General features: G+C 67.8%; 19 protein-coding genes and 9 pseudogenes. 15 read left to right on the top strand and 13 right to left on the bottom strand.

What is annotated here, in order from left to right; all coding sequences use genetic code 11:
- Window positions 1-159: 159 nt before the first annotated feature.
- From ACICHK_RS39835 to ACICHK_RS39820, 4 genes are all read right to left on the bottom strand, one after another.
- Entirely contained in the window at window positions 160-609 is a 450-nt protein-coding gene (locus ACICHK_RS39835; RefSeq protein WP_406841449.1) for a hypothetical protein, read from the bottom strand.
- 74 nt (window positions 610-683) lie between these two features.
- Window positions 684-1,028 (bottom strand): hypothetical protein, encoded by a 345-nt coding sequence (locus ACICHK_RS39830; RefSeq protein ID WP_406840827.1) that lies wholly within the window; start codon window positions 1,026-1,028, stop codon window positions 684-686.
- A 298-nt stretch (window positions 1,029-1,326) separates the two neighbouring features.
- A complete protein-coding gene (locus ACICHK_RS39825) occupies window positions 1,327-2,052 on the bottom strand; it encodes a hypothetical protein (RefSeq protein WP_406840825.1) in 726 nt (241 codons plus the stop codon).
- A 238-nt stretch (window positions 2,053-2,290) separates the two neighbouring features.
- A complete protein-coding gene (locus ACICHK_RS39820; RefSeq protein ID WP_406840823.1) occupies window positions 2,291-3,793 on the bottom strand; it encodes an SDR family oxidoreductase in 1,503 nt (500 codons plus the stop codon).
- 693 nt (window positions 3,794-4,486) lie between these two features.
- On the opposite strand from ACICHK_RS39820, the pseudogene ACICHK_RS39815 reads away from it, so the two are divergent.
- Window positions 4,487-4,975: pseudogene (locus ACICHK_RS39815) on the top strand (MarR family winged helix-turn-helix transcriptional regulator); the annotation flags it as partial.
- Window positions 4,976-5,010: 35 nt separating this feature from the next.
- Here the strand turns inward: ACICHK_RS39815 and ACICHK_RS39810 are convergent.
- Window positions 5,011-6,194, bottom strand: a pseudogene (locus ACICHK_RS39810) (RNA-guided endonuclease InsQ/TnpB family protein).
- A gap of 164 nt (window positions 6,195-6,358) precedes the next feature.
- Here ACICHK_RS39810 and ACICHK_RS39805 point away from each other — a divergent pair.
- Both ACICHK_RS39805 and ACICHK_RS39800 read left to right on the top strand, forming a co-directional pair.
- Entirely contained in the window at window positions 6,359-6,943 is a 585-nt protein-coding gene (locus ACICHK_RS39805; RefSeq protein ID WP_406840821.1) for a MarR family transcriptional regulator, read from the top strand.
- Window positions 6,873-7,484 (top strand): hypothetical protein, encoded by a 612-nt coding sequence (locus ACICHK_RS39800; protein WP_406840819.1) that lies wholly within the window; start codon window positions 6,873-6,875, stop codon window positions 7,482-7,484. Before ACICHK_RS39805 ends, ACICHK_RS39800 begins: the two co-directional genes overlap by 71 nt.
- A gap of 181 nt (window positions 7,485-7,665) precedes the next feature.
- Here ACICHK_RS39800 and ACICHK_RS39795 read toward each other — a convergent pair whose 3' ends face one another.
- Entirely contained in the window at window positions 7,666-8,121 is a 456-nt protein-coding gene (locus tag ACICHK_RS39795) for a hypothetical protein (protein ID WP_406840818.1), read from the bottom strand.
- Between the two features lie 126 nt (window positions 8,122-8,247).
- Between ACICHK_RS39795 and ACICHK_RS39790 the strand changes: the two are divergent.
- Together ACICHK_RS39790 and ACICHK_RS39785 are read left to right on the top strand one after the other, a co-directional pair.
- Window positions 8,248-9,499, top strand: a pseudogene (locus ACICHK_RS39790) (IS3 family transposase).
- Window positions 9,500-9,522: 23 nt separating this feature from the next.
- Window positions 9,523-10,554: pseudogene (locus ACICHK_RS39785) on the top strand (IS110 family transposase); the annotation flags it as partial.
- Window positions 10,555-10,581: 27 nt separating this feature from the next.
- Here ACICHK_RS39785 and ACICHK_RS39780 read toward each other — a convergent pair.
- The 4 genes from ACICHK_RS39780 to ACICHK_RS39765 all read right to left on the bottom strand — a co-directional run bounded on the left by ACICHK_RS39780 (window position 10,582) and on the right by ACICHK_RS39765 (window position 12,629).
- Complete coding sequence (locus ACICHK_RS39780) at window positions 10,582-10,989, bottom strand: hypothetical protein (protein WP_406841448.1); 408 nt, start codon at window positions 10,987-10,989, stop codon at window positions 10,582-10,584.
- Between the two features lie 188 nt (window positions 10,990-11,177).
- Window positions 11,178-11,732 carry a TIGR03086 family metal-binding protein gene (locus ACICHK_RS39775; protein WP_406840816.1) on the bottom strand — a complete coding sequence of 185 codons (555 nt, stop codon included), beginning with the start codon at window positions 11,730-11,732 and terminating at the stop codon, window positions 11,178-11,180.
- Window positions 11,733-11,736: 4 nt separating this feature from the next.
- Window positions 11,737-12,270, bottom strand: coding sequence for an SRPBCC family protein (locus ACICHK_RS39770; protein WP_406840814.1), 534 nt, complete (start codon window positions 12,268-12,270; stop codon window positions 11,737-11,739).
- Window positions 12,267-12,629, bottom strand: coding sequence for a helix-turn-helix transcriptional regulator (locus ACICHK_RS39765; RefSeq protein WP_151472577.1), 363 nt, complete (start codon window positions 12,627-12,629; stop codon window positions 12,267-12,269). Before ACICHK_RS39765 ends, ACICHK_RS39770 begins: the two co-directional genes overlap by 4 nt.
- 132 nt (window positions 12,630-12,761) lie before the next feature.
- Between ACICHK_RS39765 and ACICHK_RS39760 the strand changes: the two are divergent.
- A pseudogene (locus tag ACICHK_RS39760) lies at window positions 12,762-13,097 on the top strand (hypothetical protein); the annotation flags it as partial.
- Here the strand turns inward: ACICHK_RS39760 and ACICHK_RS39755 are convergent.
- Window positions 13,013-13,264, bottom strand: coding sequence for a hypothetical protein (locus ACICHK_RS39755; protein WP_406840813.1), 252 nt, complete (start codon window positions 13,262-13,264; stop codon window positions 13,013-13,015). The pseudogene ACICHK_RS39760 and the gene ACICHK_RS39755 overlap by 85 nt on opposite strands.
- 387 nt (window positions 13,265-13,651) lie before the next feature.
- On the opposite strand from ACICHK_RS39755, the gene ACICHK_RS39750 reads away from it, so the two are divergent.
- The 4 genes and pseudogenes from ACICHK_RS39750 to ACICHK_RS39735 all read left to right on the top strand — a co-directional run bounded on the left by ACICHK_RS39750 (window position 13,652) and on the right by ACICHK_RS39735 (window position 18,357).
- Window positions 13,652-14,644 carry a helix-turn-helix domain-containing protein gene (locus ACICHK_RS39750; protein ID WP_406840812.1) on the top strand — a complete coding sequence of 331 codons (993 nt, stop codon included), beginning with the start codon at window positions 13,652-13,654 and terminating at the stop codon, window positions 14,642-14,644.
- Window positions 14,645-14,743: 99 nt separating this feature from the next.
- A complete protein-coding gene (locus tag ACICHK_RS39745) occupies window positions 14,744-15,130 on the top strand; it encodes a hypothetical protein (RefSeq protein WP_151472580.1) in 387 nt (128 codons plus the stop codon).
- A gap of 269 nt (window positions 15,131-15,399) precedes the next feature.
- Window positions 15,400-16,951: pseudogene (locus ACICHK_RS39740) on the top strand (ISL3 family transposase).
- Between the two features lie 161 nt (window positions 16,952-17,112).
- The gene (locus tag ACICHK_RS39735; RefSeq protein WP_406840810.1) at window positions 17,113-18,357 is read left to right on the top strand and encodes a hypothetical protein; all 1,245 of its coding nucleotides are present in this window, start codon (window positions 17,113-17,115) and stop codon (window positions 18,355-18,357) included.
- A gap of 14 nt (window positions 18,358-18,371) precedes the next feature.
- Here the strand turns inward: ACICHK_RS39735 and ACICHK_RS39730 are convergent, their stop codons facing one another.
- Both ACICHK_RS39730 and ACICHK_RS39725 read right to left on the bottom strand, forming a co-directional pair.
- The gene (locus ACICHK_RS39730) at window positions 18,372-18,587 is read right to left on the bottom strand and encodes a hypothetical protein (protein ID WP_406840809.1); all 216 of its coding nucleotides are present in this window, start codon (window positions 18,585-18,587) and stop codon (window positions 18,372-18,374) included.
- A gap of 417 nt (window positions 18,588-19,004) precedes the next feature.
- Window positions 19,005-19,121 (bottom strand): annotated as a pseudogene (locus ACICHK_RS39725) (GNAT family N-acetyltransferase); the annotation flags it as partial.
- Between the two features lie 111 nt (window positions 19,122-19,232).
- Between ACICHK_RS39725 and ACICHK_RS39720 the strand changes: the two are divergent.
- The 5 genes and pseudogenes from ACICHK_RS39720 (at window position 19,233) to ACICHK_RS39700 (ending at window position 22,781) form a co-directional block, all read left to right on the top strand.
- Window positions 19,233-19,748, top strand: coding sequence for a putative immunity protein (locus ACICHK_RS39720; protein ID WP_406840808.1), 516 nt, complete (start codon window positions 19,233-19,235; stop codon window positions 19,746-19,748).
- A 117-nt stretch (window positions 19,749-19,865) separates the two neighbouring features.
- Window positions 19,866-20,363, top strand: a pseudogene (locus ACICHK_RS39715) (protein kinase domain-containing protein); the annotation flags it as partial.
- Window positions 20,364-20,497: 134 nt separating this feature from the next.
- Window positions 20,498-20,863, top strand: a pseudogene (locus ACICHK_RS39710) (UDP binding domain-containing protein); the annotation flags it as partial.
- A gap of 332 nt (window positions 20,864-21,195) precedes the next feature.
- Window positions 21,196-22,047, top strand: coding sequence for an SDR family oxidoreductase (locus tag ACICHK_RS39705; RefSeq protein ID WP_406840806.1), 852 nt, complete (start codon window positions 21,196-21,198; stop codon window positions 22,045-22,047).
- A 464-nt stretch (window positions 22,048-22,511) separates the two neighbouring features.
- Complete coding sequence (locus ACICHK_RS39700; protein WP_225860809.1) at window positions 22,512-22,781, top strand: hypothetical protein; 270 nt, start codon at window positions 22,512-22,514, stop codon at window positions 22,779-22,781.
- Window positions 22,782-22,919: the final 138 nt, after the last annotated feature.

The following is a 22,919-nucleotide window of genomic DNA, read 5'->3' as shown; positions in this document are numbered from 1 at the left end:
CATTCCCCTTTTCAGCGTCCCGGCCGGACCGGCCGAGCGGGTGTACGGAGTCGTCTGCATCACCGGCGCACGACGTGCCCCGACTTCCCCGTACGTGATTTTTACAACGTTATACATGCGTCCGCGCCGCACTGACAAGGCACCGGGCGCCGCCGCGCGTCACTCGACGGCGGCCGAAAGCGAGTCCACGATCCGGTGCGCGTACTCGTCGTCCGGGCCGAGGTCTCGAACCGCCCGACGGGCCTCTCGGGTCCGGCCCGTCTCGCACAGCAGCCGGACGAAGACGTACAGAGCACCTTGATCACCGTCCTCGGCACGGTCACGTAGAGCCGCCTCCATCCCCCTTTCGCGGAGCGCTCTGTCGAGTCTCCGACGTGCGTGGACATCCGCGAGAGCGCGCTCCGTGAGTTCCGGGAGCCGTTCCGCACGGGCGAGCAGATCCATGTGCCACAGATGGCTGTCGTGCCTGGAGTGATCGGTGGAGTAGCACTCGGCGTGGGCGCTCACCAACGCAATGGCGGCATCCCAGTCCCGACGCCGTTCCGCTGCCTGTGCCTGCTCGAACCACTTCACGAGGTGAGTATCGCGTGGCACTGCCTCGTACGGCATCACGGGGGCACGACGAACGTCCGCCGCACGGTGGCTCCCCCTGAGCCGCTCACCCGGCGCCGCCTGGCATCAGTTCAGCGCCGCCGCTCGTAGACACCCTGTGAGGACTGCAGGACCTCGCTCGTCCACGTCCGCGCGCGGTCCGAGGCACAGCCGGTCGAACGCCCTGAGTGCTGCCGGGGCGACCGCGTCGCGCGCTCGTGCCGGGGGCTCGTCGGCCATGACGCGCCGTCGAGCTCGCGCAGGGCCGCGCGGCGCCTCCCTGCGACGGCACCCGCGAGGAACGCGGGTGCCGTCAGGTCGGTGGTGCCCGGTGCGGAGGCGACGCCGGGCGGGTGCTCGGCCAGAGCCGCCGCCAGGGTGTCCTCGGCGCGTTCGCCGATCTCGCGTTCGCGGGGCACGCGGCGCCGGGCCGCCATGGACGACCTGCCGGAACCCGGGTGCGCCGGAGCGGGACGGAGAGAGAACCCTGCCGCACCATCTCGACGCCGTACCGGCCCGACCGAGGCCGCAGAGGACCACCCACTCGAGTCCTGCAACCACAACTGAGCGGAATTGCACTGGATTCGGCATCCGACGCGGTTGAACCCGAAGCGTGATCTCTGCCGACAGCGGGTTGTGGGAGTGGCCCTGTCACGGCATGCTCCGAGCCATGATCAAGAGAATCGAGTCCCCCGTCCGCCGATGAGCGAGACGACCGGGACGGGACTGCCCGGATCATCGACAGCACTGTTCGACCACGCGCTCCGGCTGCATCAGTCGACTCCCGGAGAGCCGCTTCATCGCGACGGGGAGCCGTACCCCGGCGATGACTCGCACCGTCATCGAAAAGGCCCGCGTAAACCTAAGGACCGGCACTTGGCCGGCAAGAACGTGGCACTCGTCCTGGACGCGCACTTCGCGCGTGCCTCCGCCCGTCCCAGCGAACTGGCCGACGCTTTCCACGACGTCCACATCCCGATTCACCCCAACGAGCACATCGCCGCCGCAGCCGAGCGGGCGGACAGGGAACGCGTTCGCCGAGCGGGCCGCTAGCTCGTCCGACATGGCACCGACCGATGCCCGGTCACCGTTGGGCTGGCCCTGGTCGCCGCCGTGGGGACAGCTGAAGACATCCCGTTGATCCAAGCAATCGGGCTGCTGCCCCATCACTTCGGACCACTGGCGGCGCACGCTTTCGAGGGGCGGCCAGGAGGAGTCGAAGCCCTGCTCCGGCTCGCCGAGCGAGTCACCGGCTGGGGCCGCGTCTACGTCGTCGAGGCTCTCTGCAGGCTCGACGACCCAGCTGCCCGGCCATGGCTGCTCCGCAGGGCCTGCGACGGCGACTTCCTCAACGGATAACTTCGCCGGCAGGGTCGCCACGGTCGCCAGACTCCATGAGGCGCTTGCGGACCTCGACACCGACACCGACACCGACACCGACACCGAGATGGTCGACCACATCGGTCGGCTGCTCCTCATGATGAGCGACTGCGGCGGGATGGAGCTCACCTTCGCTCACTACCCCCGTTCGGGAGTGGTCCTGGAAGCCCATGCCCGCCATGTGGGCTCACTCAGTTTGGCCATCGAGCGCTACTTCACGATCGCGGTGCTCACCCAACACCTGATCACGGAGCCTCCCGAGGCTGCGTGCGTTCCCCGATCGAGAACCGGATGTCGCCACTACGGCTGTTGAAGAAGATCACCATGGGACGCACCGGTAGTCCTTGAGGAGGACGCCGTGAACAGGTGTGCCGGCCTGCCCTTGCACGACGGGGTGGTAGACGCGGGCGGCGCCGTCGACGATGTCCAGGGGCGGGCGCCATCCGGTGGCGGCGCGCCGCTCCCGGGCGGGGAGGGGTTTTTCGTCGGTGACCCAGCCGGTGTCGACACTGCAGGTGTGGATGTTGCGGGTGGCCAGGTCGGCGGCGCTGGTGCGGGTGAGCATGTTCAGCGCTGCTTTGGCCATGTTGGTGTGCGGGTGGTTGCTGGTCTTGTCGCGGACGGTGAACTGGCCTTCGACGGCGGAGACGTTGATCAGGTAGCGGTGCGGGTGGGGGGAGGCTTCCAGCAGGGGGAGCAGGCGGTCGGCGAGCAGGAACGGCGCGATGGCGTTGACCAGCTGGACTTCCAGCAGTTCCGCGGGGTCGACCTGTCCCAGCCGTAGCGTCCAGGAGTTGGTGGCTGCCGTCTCGGTGAGCAGGCCTGCCTCGTCGACCGTTTCCTGCGGCAGCGGGACGGCCGCCCGTTCGACCGCCGTGTGCACGGCGTCGGCCAGGGCATGTGGCGCTTGGGGACGTGGGGTGAGTTCTGCCGTCCACGGGAGGGGCGCGGTGCGGGGGCCGGGCACGGTGAAGCCCGGAGCGGTCCAGATCTGAGCGGCGGGAAGTGAGGCCTGGGTGGTCTCGGCGGCGGCCAGCGCGGTGTAGGCGTGAGGGGAACGGCGCAGGGTCTGGGCCGCGTTGTTGATCAGGATGTCCAGGGGCAGGCCCTGGGAGAGCAGACGGTCGGTGAAGGCGAGGACCTGCCGGGGGTCGCGCAGGTCCAGGGCGGCGATGTGCAGCCGGTGCCACCAGCCGGCGGCTCCGGGCGCTGCGGCGAAGCGGCGTACCGCGTCGCGGGGGAAGCGGGTGGTCACGGTGAGTTCGGCCCCGTCGCGCAGCAGCATCAGAGCGGCCTGGTAGCCGATCTTGACACGTCCGCCGGTCAGCAGTGCGCGCCGGCCGGTCAGGTCGGTCCCGGCCGTGCGGCGGGCGAGATTCTCGTCGGCGCACCGCGGACACAACTGGTGGTAGAAGTGGTGGACTTGCTGGTAGTGGTCCTTGCACACGTAGCAGCGTTGCGGGCGATTCAGCAGCCTGCGCGACTCGCCGTTGTCCGGGGTGCTGTTCGACGGTCGACCGTTTACGCCGGGGCCTGGCTGAAGCTGGACGGAGTCTCGAACGGTCAGGCTTCGTCCGGACGGGGTGTCGGTGGGCAGTGCGGCGTCCATGACGCGGTCGGGGGCGCCGGTCGCGGTGGCGGCCAGCAGTTTCGCGTCGGCTGCGGCGCGATCCGCGCGTTCCTGGGCACGGCGCCGATGGCGTCCGTCGCGGACGAGGTCGCCGGCAGCATGTTCCAGCAGGCGGCGCTGGGCGTCGTCGATCGGTAGTCGCCGTGCCTGGCGCAGCAGGTCCAGGCAGGTCTGTATGAGTTCGCTGTCCATGAGATGTCCCACGTGTGTCATGTCGTTCGCGGATCTTCCCGCCTGGTGGCGCTCATCGGACGCGGAAGACCGGGTCGCGCGGAGTGAAGGGCAGTCGGGCGTCGGCCGGGACGAAGAAGGCGTGCTCGTGGCGGACGCGCAGTACGTCACGGCGTCCGTCGGTGACGATCAGGATCGGGCCATCGGCGGGGAGGTCGGGTGCCTATTCCACCAGCCGCCCTGCAGGCAGGAGGCCACGGTCCAGGGGTCTGTGGTTTCCGGCTGCGGCGCAGATCGGTGACGAGCGTGTCGTACGCCGATTTCGCTGACAGGCCGGACAGACAGGGGTCGTGGAGCAGCCCTTCGGGCATGGCATCGACGTGCAGCGGCATCTCGGACAACGCCGCGGGAGCAACCGAAACAACTGTCTGCACCGGAATCCTTACCGAACATGCGAGCGCATCCATGCGCAGTGACCGCCCATGATGCAGGACCACTACGTCATCCGTCACTCACATTTCAACCGATGTGACCCCAGGCGGACGCCTTCGAACGTCCCTCGGCCGGACCTGTCGGAGTGTCACCCGCTCAACCGTGCCCGCCCTCGCGTGGATGCGCCCTACAACCCTGTACGACGGCTCCGCCCACACCTCGCCCGCAAAGACCACCGGAAAATAACAGCCATGGACATAATGGCCATGCAATCTCTTCACCATGAGCAAGGGCTCACCAGACCCCACACCCGGCTTCCTGGTATGGCGGCTCGCCAACAAGTGGCGCGTCGCGGCCGATCGCGCGGTGGCTCCGCTCGGCCTCACCCACGCGCAGTACTCGCTGGTCGCGTCACTGCACGGCATGCAGCGCGCCGGCGAACGGCCCAGCCAGCGCCGACTCGCCGACCACACCGGCCTGGAGGCACTGTACGTCTCGAAGCTGGCGCGCGCCCTGGAGGCGGCCGGTCTGATCGAGCGCACCCGCGATCCCCGCGACCCGCGCGCCGTACAGCTCGCCCTCACCGAGCAGGGCCAGGTCGTCACACAGCAGGCCATCACGGTGGTCCAGGAACTGCTTCAGAGGCTGCTGGAGCCGTTCGGCGGCCTCGACGCCCCGCAGACGCGCGCGTTCACCGACGAGTTGATTGCCCTGCTCGACGCACCTCTCGCTCCATCCGTACCGAACCATGACAGCACCCAGGGGGAAACACCTTGGCCTCCTCCCCTCCTGAAGGAGGGGAATTCCTACGGTTCGTGCCGTGAGGTTTCCTGCTTCGTCGCCGGCTGCCCCGTCCGGGAGGATTCCCGTTGAGGTCTTACACCGGCTCCACAGGCTGTCACCGCCAGTCCGGCGGCCAGTGGATTCTTCGCGGCATTCACGTCCCGGTCGTGGACCGCACCGCAGCCGCACGTCCATTCACGGACGTTCAGCAGCAGCTTCTCAGTCAGGGTGCCGCAGTGGGAGCACAGCTTGATGGAGGGGTAGAAGCGGTCGACCGTGATCACTTCCCGCCCGTACCAGGCGGCTTTGTACTCGAGCATGCTCCGGAACTGCGACCACGCCGCGTCCGAGATGGCGCGGGCGAGTTTCCGGTTTTTGGCCAGGTTGCGGACGGTGAGGTCCTCGATCACGAGCGTTTGATTTTCGCGCACGAGTCGGGTGGTCAGCTTGTGCAGGTGATCGCGCCGCCGGTCGGTGATCCGGGCATGGATTTTGGCGACCTTGCGCCGGGCCCTGGCCCGGTTGGCGCCGTCACCTTCGCCTTCTTCGCCAGACGGCGCTGGGCAAGAGCGAGCCAGGCACGGTCGCGGTGTTCGTGCCGCGGGTTGGTGATCTTCTCGCCGATGGACAGAAACAGCAGACGGGTCAGACCCACCTCGATACCCACCGCCGTGTCCGTGGCGGGCAACGGGGTAACGGCCGGGTCCCCGGCGAGGAGGGAGACGAACCAGCGGCCGGCCGCGTCCTGCGACACCGTCACCGTCGACGGCACCGCGCCCTCGGGCAAGAGACGCGACCACACGATGTCCAGCGGCTCCGCCATCTTCGCCAGCCTCAGCTTTCCCTCACAGAAGCGGAACGCGCTGGCGGTGTACTCCGCGCTCCTGCGGGATCTCTTGCGCGACTTGAACCGCGGATACCCCGCCCGCCTGGCGAAGAAGTTCGTGAACGCCGTCTGCAGATGCCGCAACGTCTGTCGCAGCGGAACGCTAGAGACGTCGTTGAGGTAGGCCGGTTCCCCGGTCTTCTTCCACGCCGTCAGCATCGTCGATGTGACGTTGTAGTTGAGCCGCTCCTGCCGTGCCCAGGCTTCGGTACGGGCAGCGAACGCCATGTTGTAGACATTGCGCACACACCCGAACGTCCGCGACAGCTCAGCCGCCTGCACATCCGTCGGGTAGAAGCGGTACCTGAACGCCCGCTTCACCTATGCGGCCACAACCGCAAACTAGCCCGATACCAGGGCCCGATCAAACCTGCCGGTCACCGCATTGCGATCCGCCCCGGCGGCGGATCGCAGCTCCTCGCCCTGCTCCGCAGGAGTCCTTTTCCTCTCCGACCTGAAGGGCGGAGTATCCATGGAGGAATCCGATGACCACCACGGCACCCGTCGCCGACGCCCGCGCTCTCGGCCTGGCCCACCATGCCGCCCGCGGCGTCCTGGAGCACGTCCTTGGCCGGCACGGCATCACGTTCCAGCAGCAGATCGCCCTGCGCGCCGCCGTCACCACCGACGCTCCGCAGACGCCGGACGACGTCGTCACCCAGGTCCAAGGCTCCCTCAAGACCGATCCGGCCGATGTCCACGCCGCTCTCGACGAGTTGCTGGCCAAGCGGTTGCTCGTCGCGGACGATGCGCAGCTTTGTCCCACGGACGCGGAGCGCAAGCTGTTCGCCGCCGTCGGCGCGGAGCTCGCCCCCGTCTCCGCCCGCATCTGGGGCGGGATACCCGCCGAGGACCTGGCCACCGTCGGCCGCGTCCTCGCCCTGGTCACCGAACGCGGCCCTGGTCACCGAACGCGCCGACGCGGAGCTTGCGGCGCTGACCACCTGATCGAACTCCTGCGCTGGCGGCAATGTCAGACCGTTGCGGTACCGTCCGCCCATGGCGTCAGACGACGAAGCGGTCGGACGGTTCCGGTTCAGGGGCGCGGACGACGATCCGTGGCGAGGTGATGAGCGCCATCGCGCGATGGCCGAGGCACTGGACCGCTACGGGTTGTGGGATCACCTGTCGGCCGAACTGCGCGAGTCCGAGAGGACCGAGGTCGCGACCGGCTGTTACCCGCTGAATTTCGAGCTTCTCCACGAGCGGACCGAGTTCTTCGTGGACGGAGAGGAGATGGCCGAGGGCGGAGTCGACAGGTTCCTTCGAGAGCTTGCACCGGCCCTGGTGCGGTACGGCGTGGTGCTGGAGGTCGAGACGGTCCGGGACGCCGACGACTACACGGTCCTGATCAACGGCATCCGTTGCGTGGTTCTGAGGTCCGAGGAATGGGAGGACGGGGATACCTGGGCTCTGGCGACCGTCCGTCCCCTGGCCGTCGTCAACCGGCTGCTCGCCGCTGCCGGGCGCAGCACGCTGCGCGCTCACACCCTCTGCACGGGCGGGAACGAAGGAATCCTCCTCCTGATGGACCCGCGGGCCGCCGAGGCGATGCGGGCCAGCGGCTTGTTCCCCGAGCATGAAGTGCCGGCGCTGGCCGGCGGGGAGTGAGTGCCTGCCGAGGTCGTAGGTGTGGTGCCGTCCGACGCAGCGACGGATGTGATCACGTCATGAGTCACACCACGTCAGACCGCTGGCCGGCCATCGACGCGTACTCCTCGGAGGGCAGCGAGTCCCATTCGATGTTCGCACCGTCGCGCGTCACCATGAACGACGGAAGCGACCGGAGGACCTACCCGACCAGTTGTCCGCGGATCACGACCCCGGGATCGTCCGGTCCTGCGTAGCCATCGGGCGTGTAGCGAAAGTACGCGTCCATCGCCTCGGCGTACGCGATGACGTCGCTCTCCAGCTCCGACCGGTCCTTCCCGACCAACTGGAATCCGTCGTAAGCGACCTGGGGGCCGTGCACGGCGTCGGCGGCGACGCAGAACAGCCCCGCGACTTGGCTCACGTAGGCCGTGACGGCGGGCGGCGAGGAAACCGCCCCGCGACGGTGGACCTCGACCTTCCAAGTGGGCGAGAAAACCGGGTGACCCCGTGCGCACTCGCCGACCTTCGTCCGGCCGAGTGTCCCAGCCGCCTCGACCACTTCGTCGACGGTCATACCGAACCGGAGCGGTCCGACGCCGACAGTCAGCGAATAGAACCACTCGTCCCGTTCGGCGACTTCGGTCGTGAACGCCATGGTCGCTCCCCCAGAGGCACCTGAGACTTGCTTCCGCCCATCATGCCAATCGGCCGAACGCCGGTCGTGCGGCCCCTGAACTGTTCCGGGTTCGGTAGGGACTCGATCGTTTGAGAGGGTCGAGTCATGGCACGTCCTTCCCAGTACCCGCTTGAGCTGCGCCGTCGTGCGGTGCGGATGGTCGCCGAGGTGCGGCCCGACTACGACACCGAGTGGGCCGCGATGAAAGCGGTCGCCCAGAAACTGGGCATCGGCACGGCCGAGACGCTGCGCAAGTGGGTGCGGCAGGACCGGATCGACGCCGGGACCCGCCCTGGCATGACGACGGAGGAATCCGCGCAGGTCAAGGCGATGAAGAAGGAGATCGCCGAGCTGAAGCGGGCGAACGAGATCCTCAAGGCCGCGGCGTCTTTCTTCGCGGCCGAGCTCGACCGGCCACACACACGCTCGTAGCGTTCATCGACGAGTACAAGAACCGCTTCGGCGGCGTCGAGCCGATCTGCCGGGTCCTGACCGACCACGACTGCAGGATCGCACCCTCCACCTATTACGCCCACCACAAACGCCAGGTCACGCCGTCCACCAGGACCGTGCGGGACGCCGGGTTGAAGGAGCGCATCAGCGAGGTCTTCGAGGCCAACCACCGTGTCTACGGAGCGAGGAAGATCTGGCGGGAGCTGAACCGGCAGGGCCACGCAGTGGCCGCCGCACCGTCGAACGTCTGATGCGCGAGCTCGGCATCGCCGGCGCCGTCCGCGGCCGACGTGTGATCACCACGCTGCCCGGCGGGCAGGCCGAGCGGGCCCCGGACCTCGTCGACCGCGACTTCGTCGCCGGCGCCCCGAACCGGTTCCGGGTCGCGGACTTCACCCACGTGAAGACCTGGACGGGTGTCGTCCACGTCGCCTTCGTCGTGGACACCTTCTCCCGCCGGATCGTCGGCTGGTCCGCGGCCACCGTGAAGGAGACGGTCTTCGTGCTCGACGCCCCGGAGATGACGCTCTGGCAACGCGACCGCGACCAACACCCGGCCCGGCCCGGCGAGTTGATACATCACTCGGATGCCGGGTCGCAGTACACGAGTTTCCGGCTCGCCGAGCATCTGGACGCCGCCGGCATCGCCGCCTCGATCGGATCGGTCGGCGACGCCTACGGCAACGCCCTGATGGAGAGCATGATCGGCCTGTTCAAGACCGAGTTGATCAAGCCCCAGCGGCCGTGGAAGACGCTGCCCGACGTCGTACTCGCCACCGACGAGTACGTCGACTGGTACAACCACCGGCGACTCCACGGTGAGATAGGCCACGTCCCGCCGGTCGAATACGAGAACAACCATTACCTCGCAATCACGAAACCCCAGGTCAAAACCAACACCTGAGATCTCTACCGAACCCGGAACGGTTCATCGTGGACCAGCCCGCCTCCATCGGAGCCCTCCCTCTGCCGGTCGCCCGGGGGGCCGGCTGCAAGGTCGCCTACCTGCCCGGCTTATCCATGCGCCGGATCGCCGATCTCTATCCGGGCGAGGCGAAGACCGACGCGAAGGATGCCGCGGTGATCGCGGACGCCGCCCGGACGATGCCGCACACCCTGCGCTCGCTTCAGCCGACCGACGAGATCACCGCCGAGCTGACCGTGCTGGTGGGCTTCGACCAGGACCTGGCGGCCGAGGCCACCCGCACCTCCAACCGGATACGCGGCCTGCTCACCCGGTTCCACCCCAGCCTGGAACGCGTCCTCGGCCCGCGTCTGGACCACCCTGCGGTGACCTGGCTGCTGGAACGCTACGGATCCCCGGCCAGCTTGCGAAAGGCCGGACGTCGCCGACTGGTCGAGGTGATCAGGCCCAAGGCTCCGCGCATGGCCCAGCGGCTGATCGACGAGGTGTTCGATGCACTCGACGAGCAGACCGCCGTGGTCCCGGGCACCGGCACCCTCGACGTCGTGATCCCGTCCCTGGCCCGCTCGCTCGCGGCCGTCCACGAACAGCGACGAGCCCTGGAAGCGCAGATCGGACAGCTACTGGAGGCCCACCCTCTTTCCGCGGTCCTGACCTCGATCCCGGGGGTCGCGGTCAGGACCGCCGCCACGCTGCTGGTCACCGTCGGCGACGGCACCAGCTTCCCCACCGCCGCCCGCCTGGCCTCCTACGCCGGCCTCGCCCCGACGACCAAGTCGTCGGGGACCTCGATCCATGGCGAACACGCACCCCGAGGCGGCAACCGGCAGCTCAAACGGGCGATGTTCCTGTCCGCGTTCGCCGCCCTGCACGACCCCGCCTCCCGCACCTACTACGACCGTTGCCGAGCCCGCGGGAAGACCCACACCCAGGCACTCCTCCGCCTGGCCCGACAGCGGATCAACGTGCTGTTCGCGATGCTCCGCGACGGCACCTTCTACGAACCCCGCGTCCCCCAAGCGACGGCTGCATGAACCGGCCCACAGGCGGATCGACTCCAGTCAACACCTTGTGTCGTCTGTCCACGCGGCGATCTCCGCGGCACCCCGCCGGACAGCTTCTTCCTGGTCCTGGGCGAGCTTCCCGCAGACCGCTGCGACGTCTGGCACACCGTCCGGTCCTACGAGCGCGTCATGCACGCCGGTCTGCAGCCAGTCAGCATGGCCGCCGTCAGCCTCGGCAACCGCGAGCGCGATGAGCCTCACGGCAGCCACAGTCCCCACTCGGGTCAGGGCTTCTGCCGTCTGCCGGGTCACCGCCGTGTCCTCGACATCCAGCAGCAGCCCTGCCAGCACCTCTGCAGCCTCAGGAACATCAGCGAAAGGAGCAAGGTCACGTCCGGCACGGACACGTTGCGTCCACGAAGGAGACGACGCCTCAGCCAAGGCCGCCTCCATCCCGCTCATCATCTCTGGCACGACCAGACAGTTTCATGCCCCACGAAGAAGATCGAAGCCCTGGCCGAAGTTGCCCGCAAGCTTGACCAAGAACATAGAGGCACCCCCCGCCCCGGACGGCGGAGCACGAACGGCCGACGGCCTCGACACCACGGCCCGCGAGGGCGGCTGAGCGGTCCGGAGCGCCGGAAGGAGAATCCTCAGGGGGTGCGCCCGATGAACCCGAGCAGGCGGGTCTGCACGTCGGCGTCGTCCGGGACCTCCACCCGTGGCCCGTACTGCCCGCTGCCGCGCAGCACGTCGTCGAGGGGCAGCATGCCGTCGAGCAGCCGGGCGCAGCGCGCGGGGTCGAGGCGCTCGTCCTGGCCGCTGGCCCGTGCCAGGTCCCAGGTGTGCATGAAGACGTCGGCGGTGTAGAAGCGGTCGACCGCCTGATCCAGGGGGACCTCTCCGATGTGCGGGTTCGACAGGGTCCTGTGCGTTGTCGCGGGGTCGTCGAGCAAGGCCTGCACCCCGTCGCTGTGGACCGTCCAGGCCTTCAGCGGGTCGTCGTCCACCGAGGGCCCCTTCGGCAGTTCGACGCCCGCGCCGGCTTTCAGGAACGCCGGGAACCACTCGATCAGGTGGCGCACCACGTCCCGGGCGACCCAGCCCTCGACCGGCGCGGGGCTGTCCCAGGCCTCGGGGCGTACTCCGCGCACCCGTTCCGTGAAGACCCCGGCGATGGTGCGGTGTTCGTCGGCTGCGCTCGTCATGATCTCAGGCCTCTCGTCTCGGTTCTTGGTCCTGGGGTCCGCTCCGGTCGGCGTCGAGCAGTTCGTCGAGGCGCTCATGGCCCTCGGTGACGCCGCGCCGCATGCCGCTTCTGATCATCGCGTCGCGGGCCTTGAGTGACGCCATGAGCGAGGTGGTGGTGACGCGTGTCCGGCCGCCGAGGTCCTCGAAGAGGGTCGTCTCCAGGCTGACGCCGTCCGGGAAGCCGTCGTAGGCGAAGGTCTGCACGATGCGCTCGTCGCGGCGCACCTCGTGGAACACCCCGCGGAAGCCGTACTCCGTGCCGTCGTCCTCGCGGTGCACGTAGCGGTACGAGCCGCCGGTGCGCGCCTCGTAGACGTCGATCAGCATGGTCAGCCGACGCGGGCCGAGCCACCGCACGACCAGGCCGGGGTCGGTGTAGGCCCTGAACACCCGTTCCGGCGGGGCGTCGAACTCCCGGGTGATGAGGATGGTGGGCAGCGCCGAGTCGGCCTCGATCCGTGTCTCGCGCCGGTCGGCGTGGCCCGCGGTGTTCACGATGCCGCCTTCTTCCCAGGGGTGTCCTCGCCGGGCTCGTCCGCCATCTGTTCGAGGACGGTGTCGAGCCGGCGGAAGCGGTCCTCCGCCTCGCGGCGGTAGCGTTCGATCCATCGCGTCATCAGGTCGAAGACCTCGCCTTCGAGGTGACAGGGCCGACGCTGGGCGTCCCTGCTGCGGCTCACCAGACCGGCGTCCTCGAGCACCCTGATGTGCTTGGACACGGCCTGCACCGTCACGTCGTACGGCTCCGCCAGTTCGTTGACCGTCGCGTCCCCCGTGGCCAGCCTGGCCACGATGTCGCGCCGCGTCGGGTCGGCCAGGGCCGAGAACACCCGGGACAGCCGGTCGTCGGACACCTCTCACCTCACGTAATCAACCAGTCGGTTGAATACCATTGTACGACCGGCCGCCCGCTTGGTCAACCAATCGGTTGAATAAGCTCGCGAGGTTCGCCTCTCGAGGCCGCACACGCACCTCACAGGAGGGTCAACCCCTGGCGGGCGCCGACTCCAGGGCTGCGAACTCGCCGCCTCACTCCCGCCCGCATCCGGCGCGGGTTTCGCAACCTCCGCGCCGCAACCGCGAGACCGGCAGCCGCACCAAAACCCACACGACCAGGCCCAGGACGGCCTCCCAGCTCGAAAAACAGGCGGCGGGCCAGGCATCCCGACGTCGGCAAGGCCGCCAAACGCGCCGAGTCGATCAAGGAACGCCAGACCCTACGACGCCAAACATGCAGTCAAGGGCGCGTCGCCACAGCAGTGATGCCGGACTCTCTCAGCTTGCGAGCCAGGCGTTCCATCTCCGGAAGCGTTCCTGAGTAGTCACCGTTCAGCACACGACGCACCACGGCCTTGGCGCCCGTCAGGTCAACACCGAGCTCAGCCCGCAGCACTCGCATAATGGCGACACTCTTGGTCGGCGGACTGCTCACCTGCAGCCGCGCGGGTCCGTGTTCGAAGAGCATCTGATCCCGCCGTTCGGTCGGCACGTCGCCACCGCATACAGCTACTGCACATCCACAGGCGGAACACGTCGACTCGACGTCCCACCGCAAGCGGTCGTCCACGAGAGCCTGAGTTCCCCAACACTCCAGTTCTGCACCGCAGTCCTGACACATCGCGGAGTACCTGACAGATTCGAAAACCGCCTGCTCCATCCCCACCCCCGACGGAGACGAGGTTAAACGACAAGCTCAGGCCGCCCTGCTGGGCGGGGGCTCGAGGGAGCAGCATGCAGCCGCCCCCTGTCCGCGGTCTGAACAGGCCCCCGAGCCGCCACCCTCCCCACGCGCAAGGGCCCGCCCGGTCAACGTGCGCCAACAGCGCTCACTACATCCTGGTCTTGCCAAAGAAATCCAATAGATCGGGGGCGCTGGATGTGGTCAGTGGTGTCGACGGACGGAATACCAGCGGGAGATCGGTTCGACTGGTACTCCGACATCGTGGCGAGCGAGGTGATGCCCGTCATGCTCAGCTGCGAGCGGCCCGCCGAGTTCCAGGGCGAGGCCGCGGTGCTGGACCTGGGGGAGATCCGTGCGTCGAGGTTCTCCCTGTCGCCCCTGCGTTCGCGGCGTACGGCCCCGATGATCCGGCGTGGCGACCCGCAGGAATACCAGCTGGCCCTCCTGCACAAGGGAACCACGTCGATGTCGCAGTACCGGAACGAGTGCACCATCGGAGCCGGTGACCTCATGTTCTGGGACACCTCCCGGCCCTCCGACAACCAGATAGCTGCCTCATGCGGCCCAGTGCAGGCGACGATCCTGATGCTGCCCCGGCGCATCCTGCCGCTGCGCACCCAGCGCCTGGACCAGGTGTTGGCCCGGCGCATACCGGGAGAGCGGGGCATGGCCGCGATCCTGGCATCCTTCATGACCTCGCTCGAAGACCACGGCGCCGAATGCACTCCGGCAGAATTACGTCGTCTCAGTACGGTCGCCGTCGACCTCGCGGCGGCGTGCCTGGCCCAACAGCTGGATGTGGAGGACCAACTTCCCATCGAAGTCCGGACGCAGGCGCTGGTACAGCGGATCCACGCCTTCATCGAGCACAACCTTGGCGACCCCGAGTTGAATCCCCCGGCGATCGCCGCCCACCACCACATCTCGGTGCGCGCCCTGCACCAGCTCTTCCACGGCCAGGAGGAGAGCGTCCACGCCCGGATACGCCGTCGCCGCCTCGAACAGTGCCGCGCCGACCTCGCCGCCCCCGCTCTCCGCGGCCGTCCTGTGGGCGCCATCGCCGCCCGTTGGGGCTTCAGCGGACCGGTGGTGTTCAGCCGTTCCTTCCGCGAGGCGTACGGCGTCAGCCCGACCGAGTTCCGTGCGCTGAGCGTCAACGATTTCCGCACCCAGCGTTCAGCATGGTGATCGTTTGCGTCCTAGATTCGGTGACGCCGGAGCATGTTGGCGCCACACTTTTAAGTTGACCACCGTGCAGACCACCTGCGCGAGACCGGAGGAGAGCACATGAGCATCAAGCGGCGCATCGCGTCCGCAGCCGCCACCCTTGGCGTGGCTGCAGGTATGGGGTTGGCCGTCACGGCGCCGGCCCACGCCGCCAGCGCCGCCTGCCGCTGGAGCAGCAACTCCGCGGTGAAGGTCTGTGCCCAGGGCGGAAACGGCGGCTACGACGCTCAGGCGTACTTCCCCGGCGGCAGCTCGGTGGTCGGTCACCCCATGGACTTCACGCTGGTCTGTGACAACGGCTGGGTGGATCCCGACTCCGGTACCTTCTACCCGTCGACGGGCTGGTACACGTACTTCTGGCACATGGACGCGCAGGGCACCTGCCACGTCACGCTGACCGACCACGCCACCGGCGCTGTCTACAGCAGCCCGAACACCTACTACTGACAGGCGCGCCACTTTCGAGGTCTGCCCGCCGGGATTTCCGACCGGCGGGCTTTCCGGCCCCGTCACGGCGATGTCGGCCACTCTCCGCCCCGACACAGGAGTCCCCACACGGCGGCGCCGCCACCTTCAAGGTCGGGCCGTCGCCATTTCCAGCGGACGCGCTCGGGCCGGTGGGTCAACCGGCAGGTACGGGTCCGTAAAGTCAGCGGCTCTTCCAAGATTTTCGTAGGCGTTGATCAGTTCTGTGGTTTCGGATCGGTCAAGGCTCTATGTGGGCCAGACTGACACTGTGTTGTGTTGAGCTGAGGGATCTCCTTCCTCACCTGGCCTCGGTGCTGATCGAGAAGGTGGAGCTGAGCGAGAGCCTGGTGAGGATCACGGTGCGGACCGCTGCTGGAGTGGCGGTGCGGTGTCCGGGCTGTGGGCAGAGTTCGGGGTGGGAGCACAGTCAGTGTGTCCGGCAGGTCGCCGACGAGGCGATCGGCGGCAGGCCGGTGTGGATTTCCGTGTCGGTGCGTCGCCTGTACTGCAAGAACGCGGTCTGCCCGAGGAAGGCGTTCGTTGAACAGGTCGACGGGCTGACGGAGCGCTGTCAGCGCAGGACGCCGGCACTGCGGCGGATCGTCGAGGGTGTCGCGGTAGCATTGGCCGGCTGTGCGGGAGCGCGACTGCTCGCGACGCTGCACCACACGTTGTCCTCGGTATCGGTGCTGAACCGGCTGATGCGCATCCCGCTGCCCAGCCGGCCGACGCCCGAAGTGGTCGGCATCGACGAGTTCGCCCTCCGCAAGGGCCACCGCTACGCCACGATCATCACGAACGCTGACACCGGCGAGCGCATCGAGGTGCTGCCCGACCGACACAAGCAAACAGTGACAACCTGGGTGCGTGAGCATCCTGACGTCCAGGTGTTGTGCCGGAACGGCTCCGGCGGCTTTGCTCAAGCCGTCCGCGAAGCCGACCCGACGATCGTGCAGGTCAGCGACTGCCGGCACCTGTGGCACGGCCTCACGGAGGCGACACTGAAGGAGGTGGGTGCGCACACCTCCTGCTGGGCCAAGTACGGGCCACCGCTGCGTGAGGACAAGCGCGCTGTCACCACGCGCGAGCGCTGGCAGCAGGTCCATGACCTGCTCGAACGGGGCGTGAGCATGCTCGAATGCGCCCGCCGTCTTGGCGTGTCGCTCAACACGGTCAAACGCTACGCACGCCACAGCGAGCCCGACCGCATGATCCGAGCCCCCGTCTATCGGGCATGCCTGGTCGATGCCTACCGCGACCACCTGCGACAGCGCCGCTGCGAGGATCCGGCCGTCCCCGTCACCCATCTACTGGCAGAGATCCGCGAACAGGGCTACACCGGCAGGGCCAACCTCCTGGTCCGCTACGTCAACCAAGGCCGTGTGGAATCCGACCATGCAGCCCTGTCACCCCGCAAGGTCACCGGGTTGCTCATCCGCCACCCGGACCGCCTCGACGGCAGGCAATCCGTCCGGCGTGATCAACTCGCCAGCGCCTGCCCAGGAGATGACCGTCCTGACCACGCAGGTCGCGACCTTCGCCTCGTTGCTCACGCCCGGGCAGGACAACGCCGCACAGCTGACAGCATGGATCACCCGAACCCGCGCCGCCGACCTGCCCTTTCTGCACTCCTTCGCGAACGGCCTGGAGCGTGACCGTCCCGCGGTCGATGCCGCCCTCACCCTGCCCCACCACAACGGACGTACCGAGGGCGTCAACACAAAGATCAAACTGCTCAAGCGGCTGACCTACGGCCGGGCTGGTCACAACCTCCTACGTCAGCTCATTCTCCTCAACTGACCGCTTGATGTCGCCGATCAGCACCTACGAAAATCTTGGAAGAGCCGCTCATTTGACAGACCCCCGTCATGGTCCTCGGTGTCTGGAACGGGCCGTGTCGTGCCAAGTGAGGTGGGGTACGGCTTCGGCAATGCGTCATCGGGGACGGGGGAGGCTGTCGCGTGGGCAAGGCGAGCCGGAACAAAAGGGAGCGCAGCAGGGACAAGGCTGGTCAGTGGACGGCTGCCGGCGCGGCGAGGGCGGCTCATCGGCTGCGTGAGCAGACCCAGAAGCATTTGGTGGGTAATCCGTGGGTGCAGATGACTCTCGCCGAGAACATCAGCAATGTCGTCGGTGAGCTGCACGCCGTGCTGCTGAACAGCAATGTCTCCGAGTTCGCGGACAAGCCCAAGGGCATCGAGCAGGATGTGGCACTGTCCATGACGCTGGGCAAGCAGGGACACCCGCCGCCGTGGCCGCGGTCTGCAGGAGAGGCCGCCTCCTGGCAGATACGCGAGATCAAAAAACTGCTGAGGCAGGCCGAGGTCCTCGTCATCTCCCCGGCCGCACACGCCGCGGTGATGGCGGCGGCGGCCACCCTTGAGCCGGCTGACGTCAGCACTCTGGACCGCGACCGGGACATCCCGATGCGCACCGGTCTGCTCGTGCTGCCCGAACCGGTTGTGATCGTCAACCGAACCGGTTCCCTCTCGGACACGCGGGCGTTCGGCTGGCAGTTCATCACCCAGCATCAGATCCTGCCCACCGCGCAGTACCCCGGCGTGCGTGTGTCGACGTTCATGGACCGTGACGGGCCCGTGCAGCCGACCGGATGGAGACAAGCGGTCTCCCGAGCACGGGCGGCCGGCAGTCCGCTGCCCCCGCTCATGCCGGACGGCACCTTGGGGATGCGCGGCGACGCGTGCCTGGCGCTGGAGAGCACCGAGACGCTCGCGCGCCTCTCCGAAGACTATCGGCAGATGCAAGACGTCCTCACCCAAGCCTCCCAGTGGCGTGCCGAGCCGGTCCTGGAGATGGGCGAGTGGGCGGGTGGCCGCGTGGTGGACCGGTACGACGATTTCGGGGCCCGCTACATGTTCGCCTTCTGGCGGCTCCTCAGCCAGGGCGTCACGGCCGTTGGTTCATCTCAGACCCCAGCAGTGCGCACGGCTCCGCAAGGGAGTGACATCCCGCAGGATCCCGATGTGCGGGTGATCCGGCTCGCCGCGCCGTCGCCCAGGCAGTCGGACGAACCAGGGGACGCGAAGCGGGTGTACCACCACCGATGGCCGGTGCGCATGCACAAGGTCAGGCAGTGGTACCCCAGTCAGCAGGAGCACCGGGTGATCTGGCGTGGCCCGTACATCAAGGGGCCCACCGGCGCTCCGCTCATGATGGGCGAAAAGACCTACGTCGTGGATTCATGATCCGGCAGAGGCCATCATGAGCCACGCCTGTCGCTGTCCAACTGTCGGCGCAGCTTCAACTCGACCCGCGTAAGCAGGCTGACTCCTGTCAGTGTGCAGGCCACCAGGATCAGCCAGGCCACGCGTCGGCTACCGGGCTCATGCGACCACACGTACGGCACCAAGCCGGTTGCCGCTACCGCGATCACCCAGAGTGCGATCAGCAGTGCGAACCGCTTCACCGATTCCATGCGTTCCCTCCCGAGGCGATCCATCAGGTCCTGTCCGCCGCGTCGAGACGAAGGGGCTCACGTGGCTGAGACAGCGTATGACGGTAGGGCCTTTCACGGGGAGATCGGCAACTTGATGCCCTCATCGGCACGAGCGCCAGACGGCAGTACACAACCGAAGCCTGCTGCCGACGCCCTCGCCGCATCACCGGATCGTCGAAAGGATCGACAGCTACGAAAATCTTGGAAGAGCCGCTCGTTTTGACAGACCCCCAGGCCGGTGACCTCCACGGTGAAGCCGCGACGTCCGGAGTCCGGGCTCACCGGCCGTTTGCCGGACCGTGTCAGCCCTCAAGTTCTGCGGACTGTGCGGCCCGTCTGACCGAGCTCGATCATGATCTTCTCGATATGTGGGTTGCGGCGGCCTCGCCCGCGTCGATGGGCGGCGCGAATCATTACGGTGAGCAGCGGCGACGCCGGTGACGGTCGGCTTTGGCCGAGATCCTGGTAGCCCCATGACCGGTAGAGCCGGTGGACCTTCCCGTCGTCGGCAGCCGAGCCTTGCGGATCGGCCACCGGGTTTGCAGGTTTCGCTTCGGGGTGTGCATGGTCGCAGGTGCGCGTCCCCGGGCGCGGGACGGATGCCGGCAGGAAGGAATGCCCGTCATGATCCTCCCGAAAGTCAGGGATCCTCGCTTCGTGACGATCCGCCGCGGTGGGACCCTCACCGATTCGGATCACCGTCTCCTGGCTCTTTGGGCGGCAGCTTGCGCGGAGCACGTCCTTGAACTCTTCGAGTCGGTCCGGCCCGAGGATCCACGGCCGCGCCAGGCGATCGAGCAGACCCGCGCCTGGGTGCGTGGCGAGGTCAAGATGATGCAGGCGCGCGCGGCAGGCGGCCACGCCATGGGTGCGGCTCGAGACCTGCGGGGCGCAGCGCGGCATGCGGCTTACGCCGCCGGCCAGGCCGGGGTGGTCGCACACGTCGCCGCGCACGAGCTCGGTGCGGCCGCTTATGCGATCAAGGCCGTACGCGCTGCCGCACCAGAGGGGGAGAGTGCGGCTGCAGGACGACTCGAGTGCCAGTGGCAGCGTGACCAGCTTCCGGGGGCGATCCGCGAACTCGTCCTTGACGATCAGCGGTTGCGAAACAACATCTGCTGGTCGGTGTTCGACTGCTGAGCGCGTGCCGGGCGCCAACCGTCCACACGGAGCTGACCGCCGTCACCTCTCAGCCTTTCGGCAAGCTGTACCCAGATCCTGACCCGAACCGGACCGCCAGAAAGCAGATTGCTTTGCATGGGGCTCTGGTCTCAGCGTCGGCTTGCGGCAGAGCACGCATGCGAAAGCCCCTACGATTGGCTACCGATTCGGCCCATGCATGCCGTTGATCATCAGGGGATGTGCGTGTCCAACCGTGTCCAGTTGCTGCAGCCGGGCGATCCACGCCGAGCGGGACCCTACCGTGTCGTCGGTCGCCTCGGCTCGGGTGGCATGGGCACGGTGTTCGCCGCACTGTCCGCCGCGGGCGAGCAGATGGCCGTCAAGGTCATCCATCCCACCCAGGCTGCGGACGACGAGTTCCGCGCCCGGTTCCGGCGGGAAGTGCAACTCTCTCAGCGAGTGGCTGGCCCGTGCTTGGTGCCGGTGCACGATGCGGACACTGAAGCTGTCCTTCCGTGGCTGGCAACGCCCTTCGTCCCCGGCCCGACTCTTGACCGGCACGTGGCAGGCAACGGCCCCCTGAGCGGAGCGCATCTTTACGCGCTGGCGGCCGGTACCGCAGCCGCGCTCGGCGCGATCCACGCTGCGGGTGTAGTTCATCGAGACGTGAAACCGTCCAACGTGATCCTTGCTCCGTCCGGGCCGCAGGTGCGACGTTCAAGCCCGGCACCAACGACGTCCGCGAGAGCCCGGCTCTCGCTCTCGCGCAAGCCCTCCGGCAGGCCGGTGCCATCGTCACCATTCACGACCCGCAGGCCGTGGCCACCGCGACGGTCCGCAACCCCGAGTTCGACTACACGGACGACCTGCCCGGCTCCCTCGACGATGCCGATCTCGTCGTCCTGGCCACCGAGTGGCCCGAGTACCGGCAGGCCGACCCGCAGGCTCTCGTGGGCCGACCCGCCAACCCCCTGCTGGTCGACTGCCGCACGACGCTCGACCCCGAGCCCTGGCGCGCGACGGGCTGGACCGTTCACCAGCTCGGACGCCCCGGAAGTAGAACAGCGCCCCTGGACGGTGGAGCCCCGTATGACGTCTGCAAAACCCAGCAGGCTGTAGGGAACGCACTGTGAACAGCGGCGACGTTGCTCTCCGTCGTACAGGCAGCACCGGCGTACCTCCCGTGATCGATGCGCCTTTGATCTTTCACCGCCGCGCTGCCGTCGGTTCATCGTGCGCACGACGAAGCCGAAGTCCGGGCCTGGTTCTCACCTGTGCTTGTGCCACAGCGGCCTGGGCCAGTCGAGCGCCCTGGCAGTGGGGGCAGGCCGCCCGAACTCGGGGTGCCCCGCCCTCGCGTCGAGCCCAGGTACGCGGCGGGCTGAAACAACCGCTGGCCGGACGACCTTGGAAGCAGAACCGCGCCTTTGCCGGTGCCCACCCGGACCGGTCTACCGTGGCGCACATGACAGTTCTGATCATCGGCGGCAGCGGCTTTCTGGGAGCTGAGGTGATTCGGCAGACGAGCACGGCCGGACACAAAACGGCAGCTACGTACGCGACCAGGCCCGGCGACGCCTGCCAGACTGTGTGGTACCACCTGGATCTGCGGGATGCGGAACGTCTGGACTCTGTCATGGCCGAGGTCAGCCCGCGTCTCGTCATCAACGCATCGAGCGGCAAGGCCGACTGGGCGGTGACGGCGCAGGGCTCCGTCCGGCTGGCAATGGCTGCGGCAAGATACGGCAGCCGTCTGGTCCACGTATCCAGCGACGCTGTCTTCTCCGGTGCCCGAGTCCATTACGACGAGTCTTGTCTGCCTGACCCCGTCACTCCGTACGGAGCAGCGAAGGCGGCGGCGGAGACCGGGCTTCTCGCCGTGTATCCGGGGGCTGTTGTCGCCCGCACGTCGCTGATCATCGGCGACGGGCGTTCCGTGCATGAGCACGCTGTGCACGAACTCGCCGCCGGCGTCCGTGACGGCGTCCTGTTCACCGACGACATCCGTTGCCCCGTGCATGTCGCTGACCTGGCCGCAGCCCTTTTGGAGCCGGCGTCATCCAACGCGTCCGGTATTCACCATCTCGCAGGGCCCGACGCTCTGAGCCGTCACGAGCTCGGCATCCTCATCGCCAGGCGTGACGGTCTCGACGCCTCACGACTGCCCAAGAGTCTGCGAGCTCAAAGCACACTGCCTGGCGCCCTCGACGTACGCCTCGACAGCCAGGCGACCCAACGGAAACTGAGCACCACGCTGCGTGGCGCTCGGCAGTTCTGCACGATCACTGACGTGGTCGCCTGGCCCGTCAACTCATGAACGGCCAACGAGACGGACCGCCCGGACTGTGTCCTCGTCGACTTCGGCCACCTTGCGGGTTCTGGCAGAGATCTTGGTGATCGGTCGCAGAGGGTGGTCACGGTTGACCCGTTTCAACCCAAGTGCTCCTTGCTGCGTAAGCAACAGTCCGCCGGCGCCTACGACGAGGAAGACGGTGCCCGCCGCACAGTGAGATCGGGTTCTGGCAGGCTGATCAAGTGAGTGGGAATGCACAGGCGTCCGGCAACCGGTTCCGAGATCGACGCGAACGCAAGTACGGACATGACTTCCTCGACGAGGTACTCGTCCGGTGTCCTCGGTGTGACGGATGCGCCACTGTCACGCCCCACCCCGCGATCCCCGCGGACGAGAACGCCGTCGGCGCCGGAGTCCAGCCCCTCCATCGGCGCCTACGGTGCACACGGTGCGGCTTCTTCAAGGGCCAAAAGGTCGACTCCGCCGTCATGGGCAGCCCCGTCGATCCGTACTTCCAGCGACCGCTCTGGCTGCGGGCGAGCTGCTGCGGAAACACGCTGTGGGCCTACAACCTGCGCCATCTCGACCTGCTGGAAGCCTACGTGCAGGCCAAACTGCGGGAGCGCGGAGAGCTTGCGCCCGGCGCCCCGACGAGTCTCGTCGAGCGGCTGCCCACCTGGCTGAAAACGGCGAAGAACCGCACCGAGATCCTGCGGACGATCAAACGCTTGCGCTCCACAGTGCCAGCCGCTGGGTGATCGAACCCGCTCGACCACAGCAAAGGCGCCCCGGCCAGCGACGTGGTCCCCTCCGCGCCCCCCAAGACCTGCGCCAGAACCCAAAACAAACCGACATCGCAAACTCGGTCAGAAGGTGACTCCCGTAATCACCTCGGA

This window comes from Streptomyces sp. AHU1 (assembly GCF_045343905.1).
Taxonomy (GTDB): domain Bacteria; phylum Actinomycetota; class Actinomycetes; order Streptomycetales; family Streptomycetaceae; genus Streptomyces; species Streptomyces triticiradicis.
This window is presented reverse-complemented; position numbering and strand designations above follow the sequence as displayed.

Excerpts from the sequence above, each read along its gene's own strand:
- ACICHK_RS39700 (WP_225860809.1), top strand. The coding sequence starts at position 22,512 with ATGGGCAGCCCCGTCGATCCGTACTTCCAGCGACCGCTCTGGCTGCGG.
- ACICHK_RS39835 (WP_406841449.1), bottom strand. The coding sequence starts at position 609 with ATGCCGTACGAGGCAGTGCCACGCGATACTCACCTCGTGAAGTGGTTC.
- ACICHK_RS39830 (WP_406840827.1), bottom strand. The coding sequence starts at position 1,028 with ATGGCGGCCCGGCGCCGCGTGCCCCGCGAACGCGAGATCGGCGAACGC.
- ACICHK_RS39750 (WP_406840812.1), top strand. The coding sequence starts at position 13,652 with ATGTGGTCAGTGGTGTCGACGGACGGAATACCAGCGGGAGATCGGTTC.
- ACICHK_RS39800 (WP_406840819.1), top strand. The coding sequence starts at position 6,873 with ATGGCGTCAGACGACGAAGCGGTCGGACGGTTCCGGTTCAGGGGCGCG.
- ACICHK_RS39795 (WP_406840818.1), bottom strand. The coding sequence starts at position 8,121 with ATGGCGTTCACGACCGAAGTCGCCGAACGGGACGAGTGGTTCTATTCG.
- ACICHK_RS39805 (WP_406840821.1), top strand. The coding sequence starts at position 6,359 with ATGACCACCACGGCACCCGTCGCCGACGCCCGCGCTCTCGGCCTGGCC.
- ACICHK_RS39730 (WP_406840809.1), bottom strand. The coding sequence starts at position 18,587 with ATGGAATCGGTGAAGCGGTTCGCACTGCTGATCGCACTCTGGGTGATC.
- ACICHK_RS39720 (WP_406840808.1), top strand. The coding sequence starts at position 19,233 with ATGATCCTCCCGAAAGTCAGGGATCCTCGCTTCGTGACGATCCGCCGC.
- ACICHK_RS39820 (WP_406840823.1), bottom strand. The coding sequence starts at position 3,793 with ATGGACAGCGAACTCATACAGACCTGCCTGGACCTGCTGCGCCAGGCA.
- ACICHK_RS39745 (WP_151472580.1), top strand. The coding sequence starts at position 14,744 with ATGAGCATCAAGCGGCGCATCGCGTCCGCAGCCGCCACCCTTGGCGTG.
- ACICHK_RS39825 (WP_406840825.1), bottom strand. The coding sequence starts at position 2,052 with ATGTGGTCGACCATCTCGGTGTCGGTGTCGGTGTCGGTGTCGGTGTCG.
- ACICHK_RS39775 (WP_406840816.1), bottom strand. The coding sequence starts at position 11,732 with ATGACGAGCGCAGCCGACGAACACCGCACCATCGCCGGGGTCTTCACG.
- ACICHK_RS39705 (WP_406840806.1), top strand. The coding sequence starts at position 21,196 with ATGACAGTTCTGATCATCGGCGGCAGCGGCTTTCTGGGAGCTGAGGTG.
- ACICHK_RS39780 (WP_406841448.1), bottom strand. The coding sequence starts at position 10,989 with ATGATGAGCGGGATGGAGGCGGCCTTGGCTGAGGCGTCGTCTCCTTCG.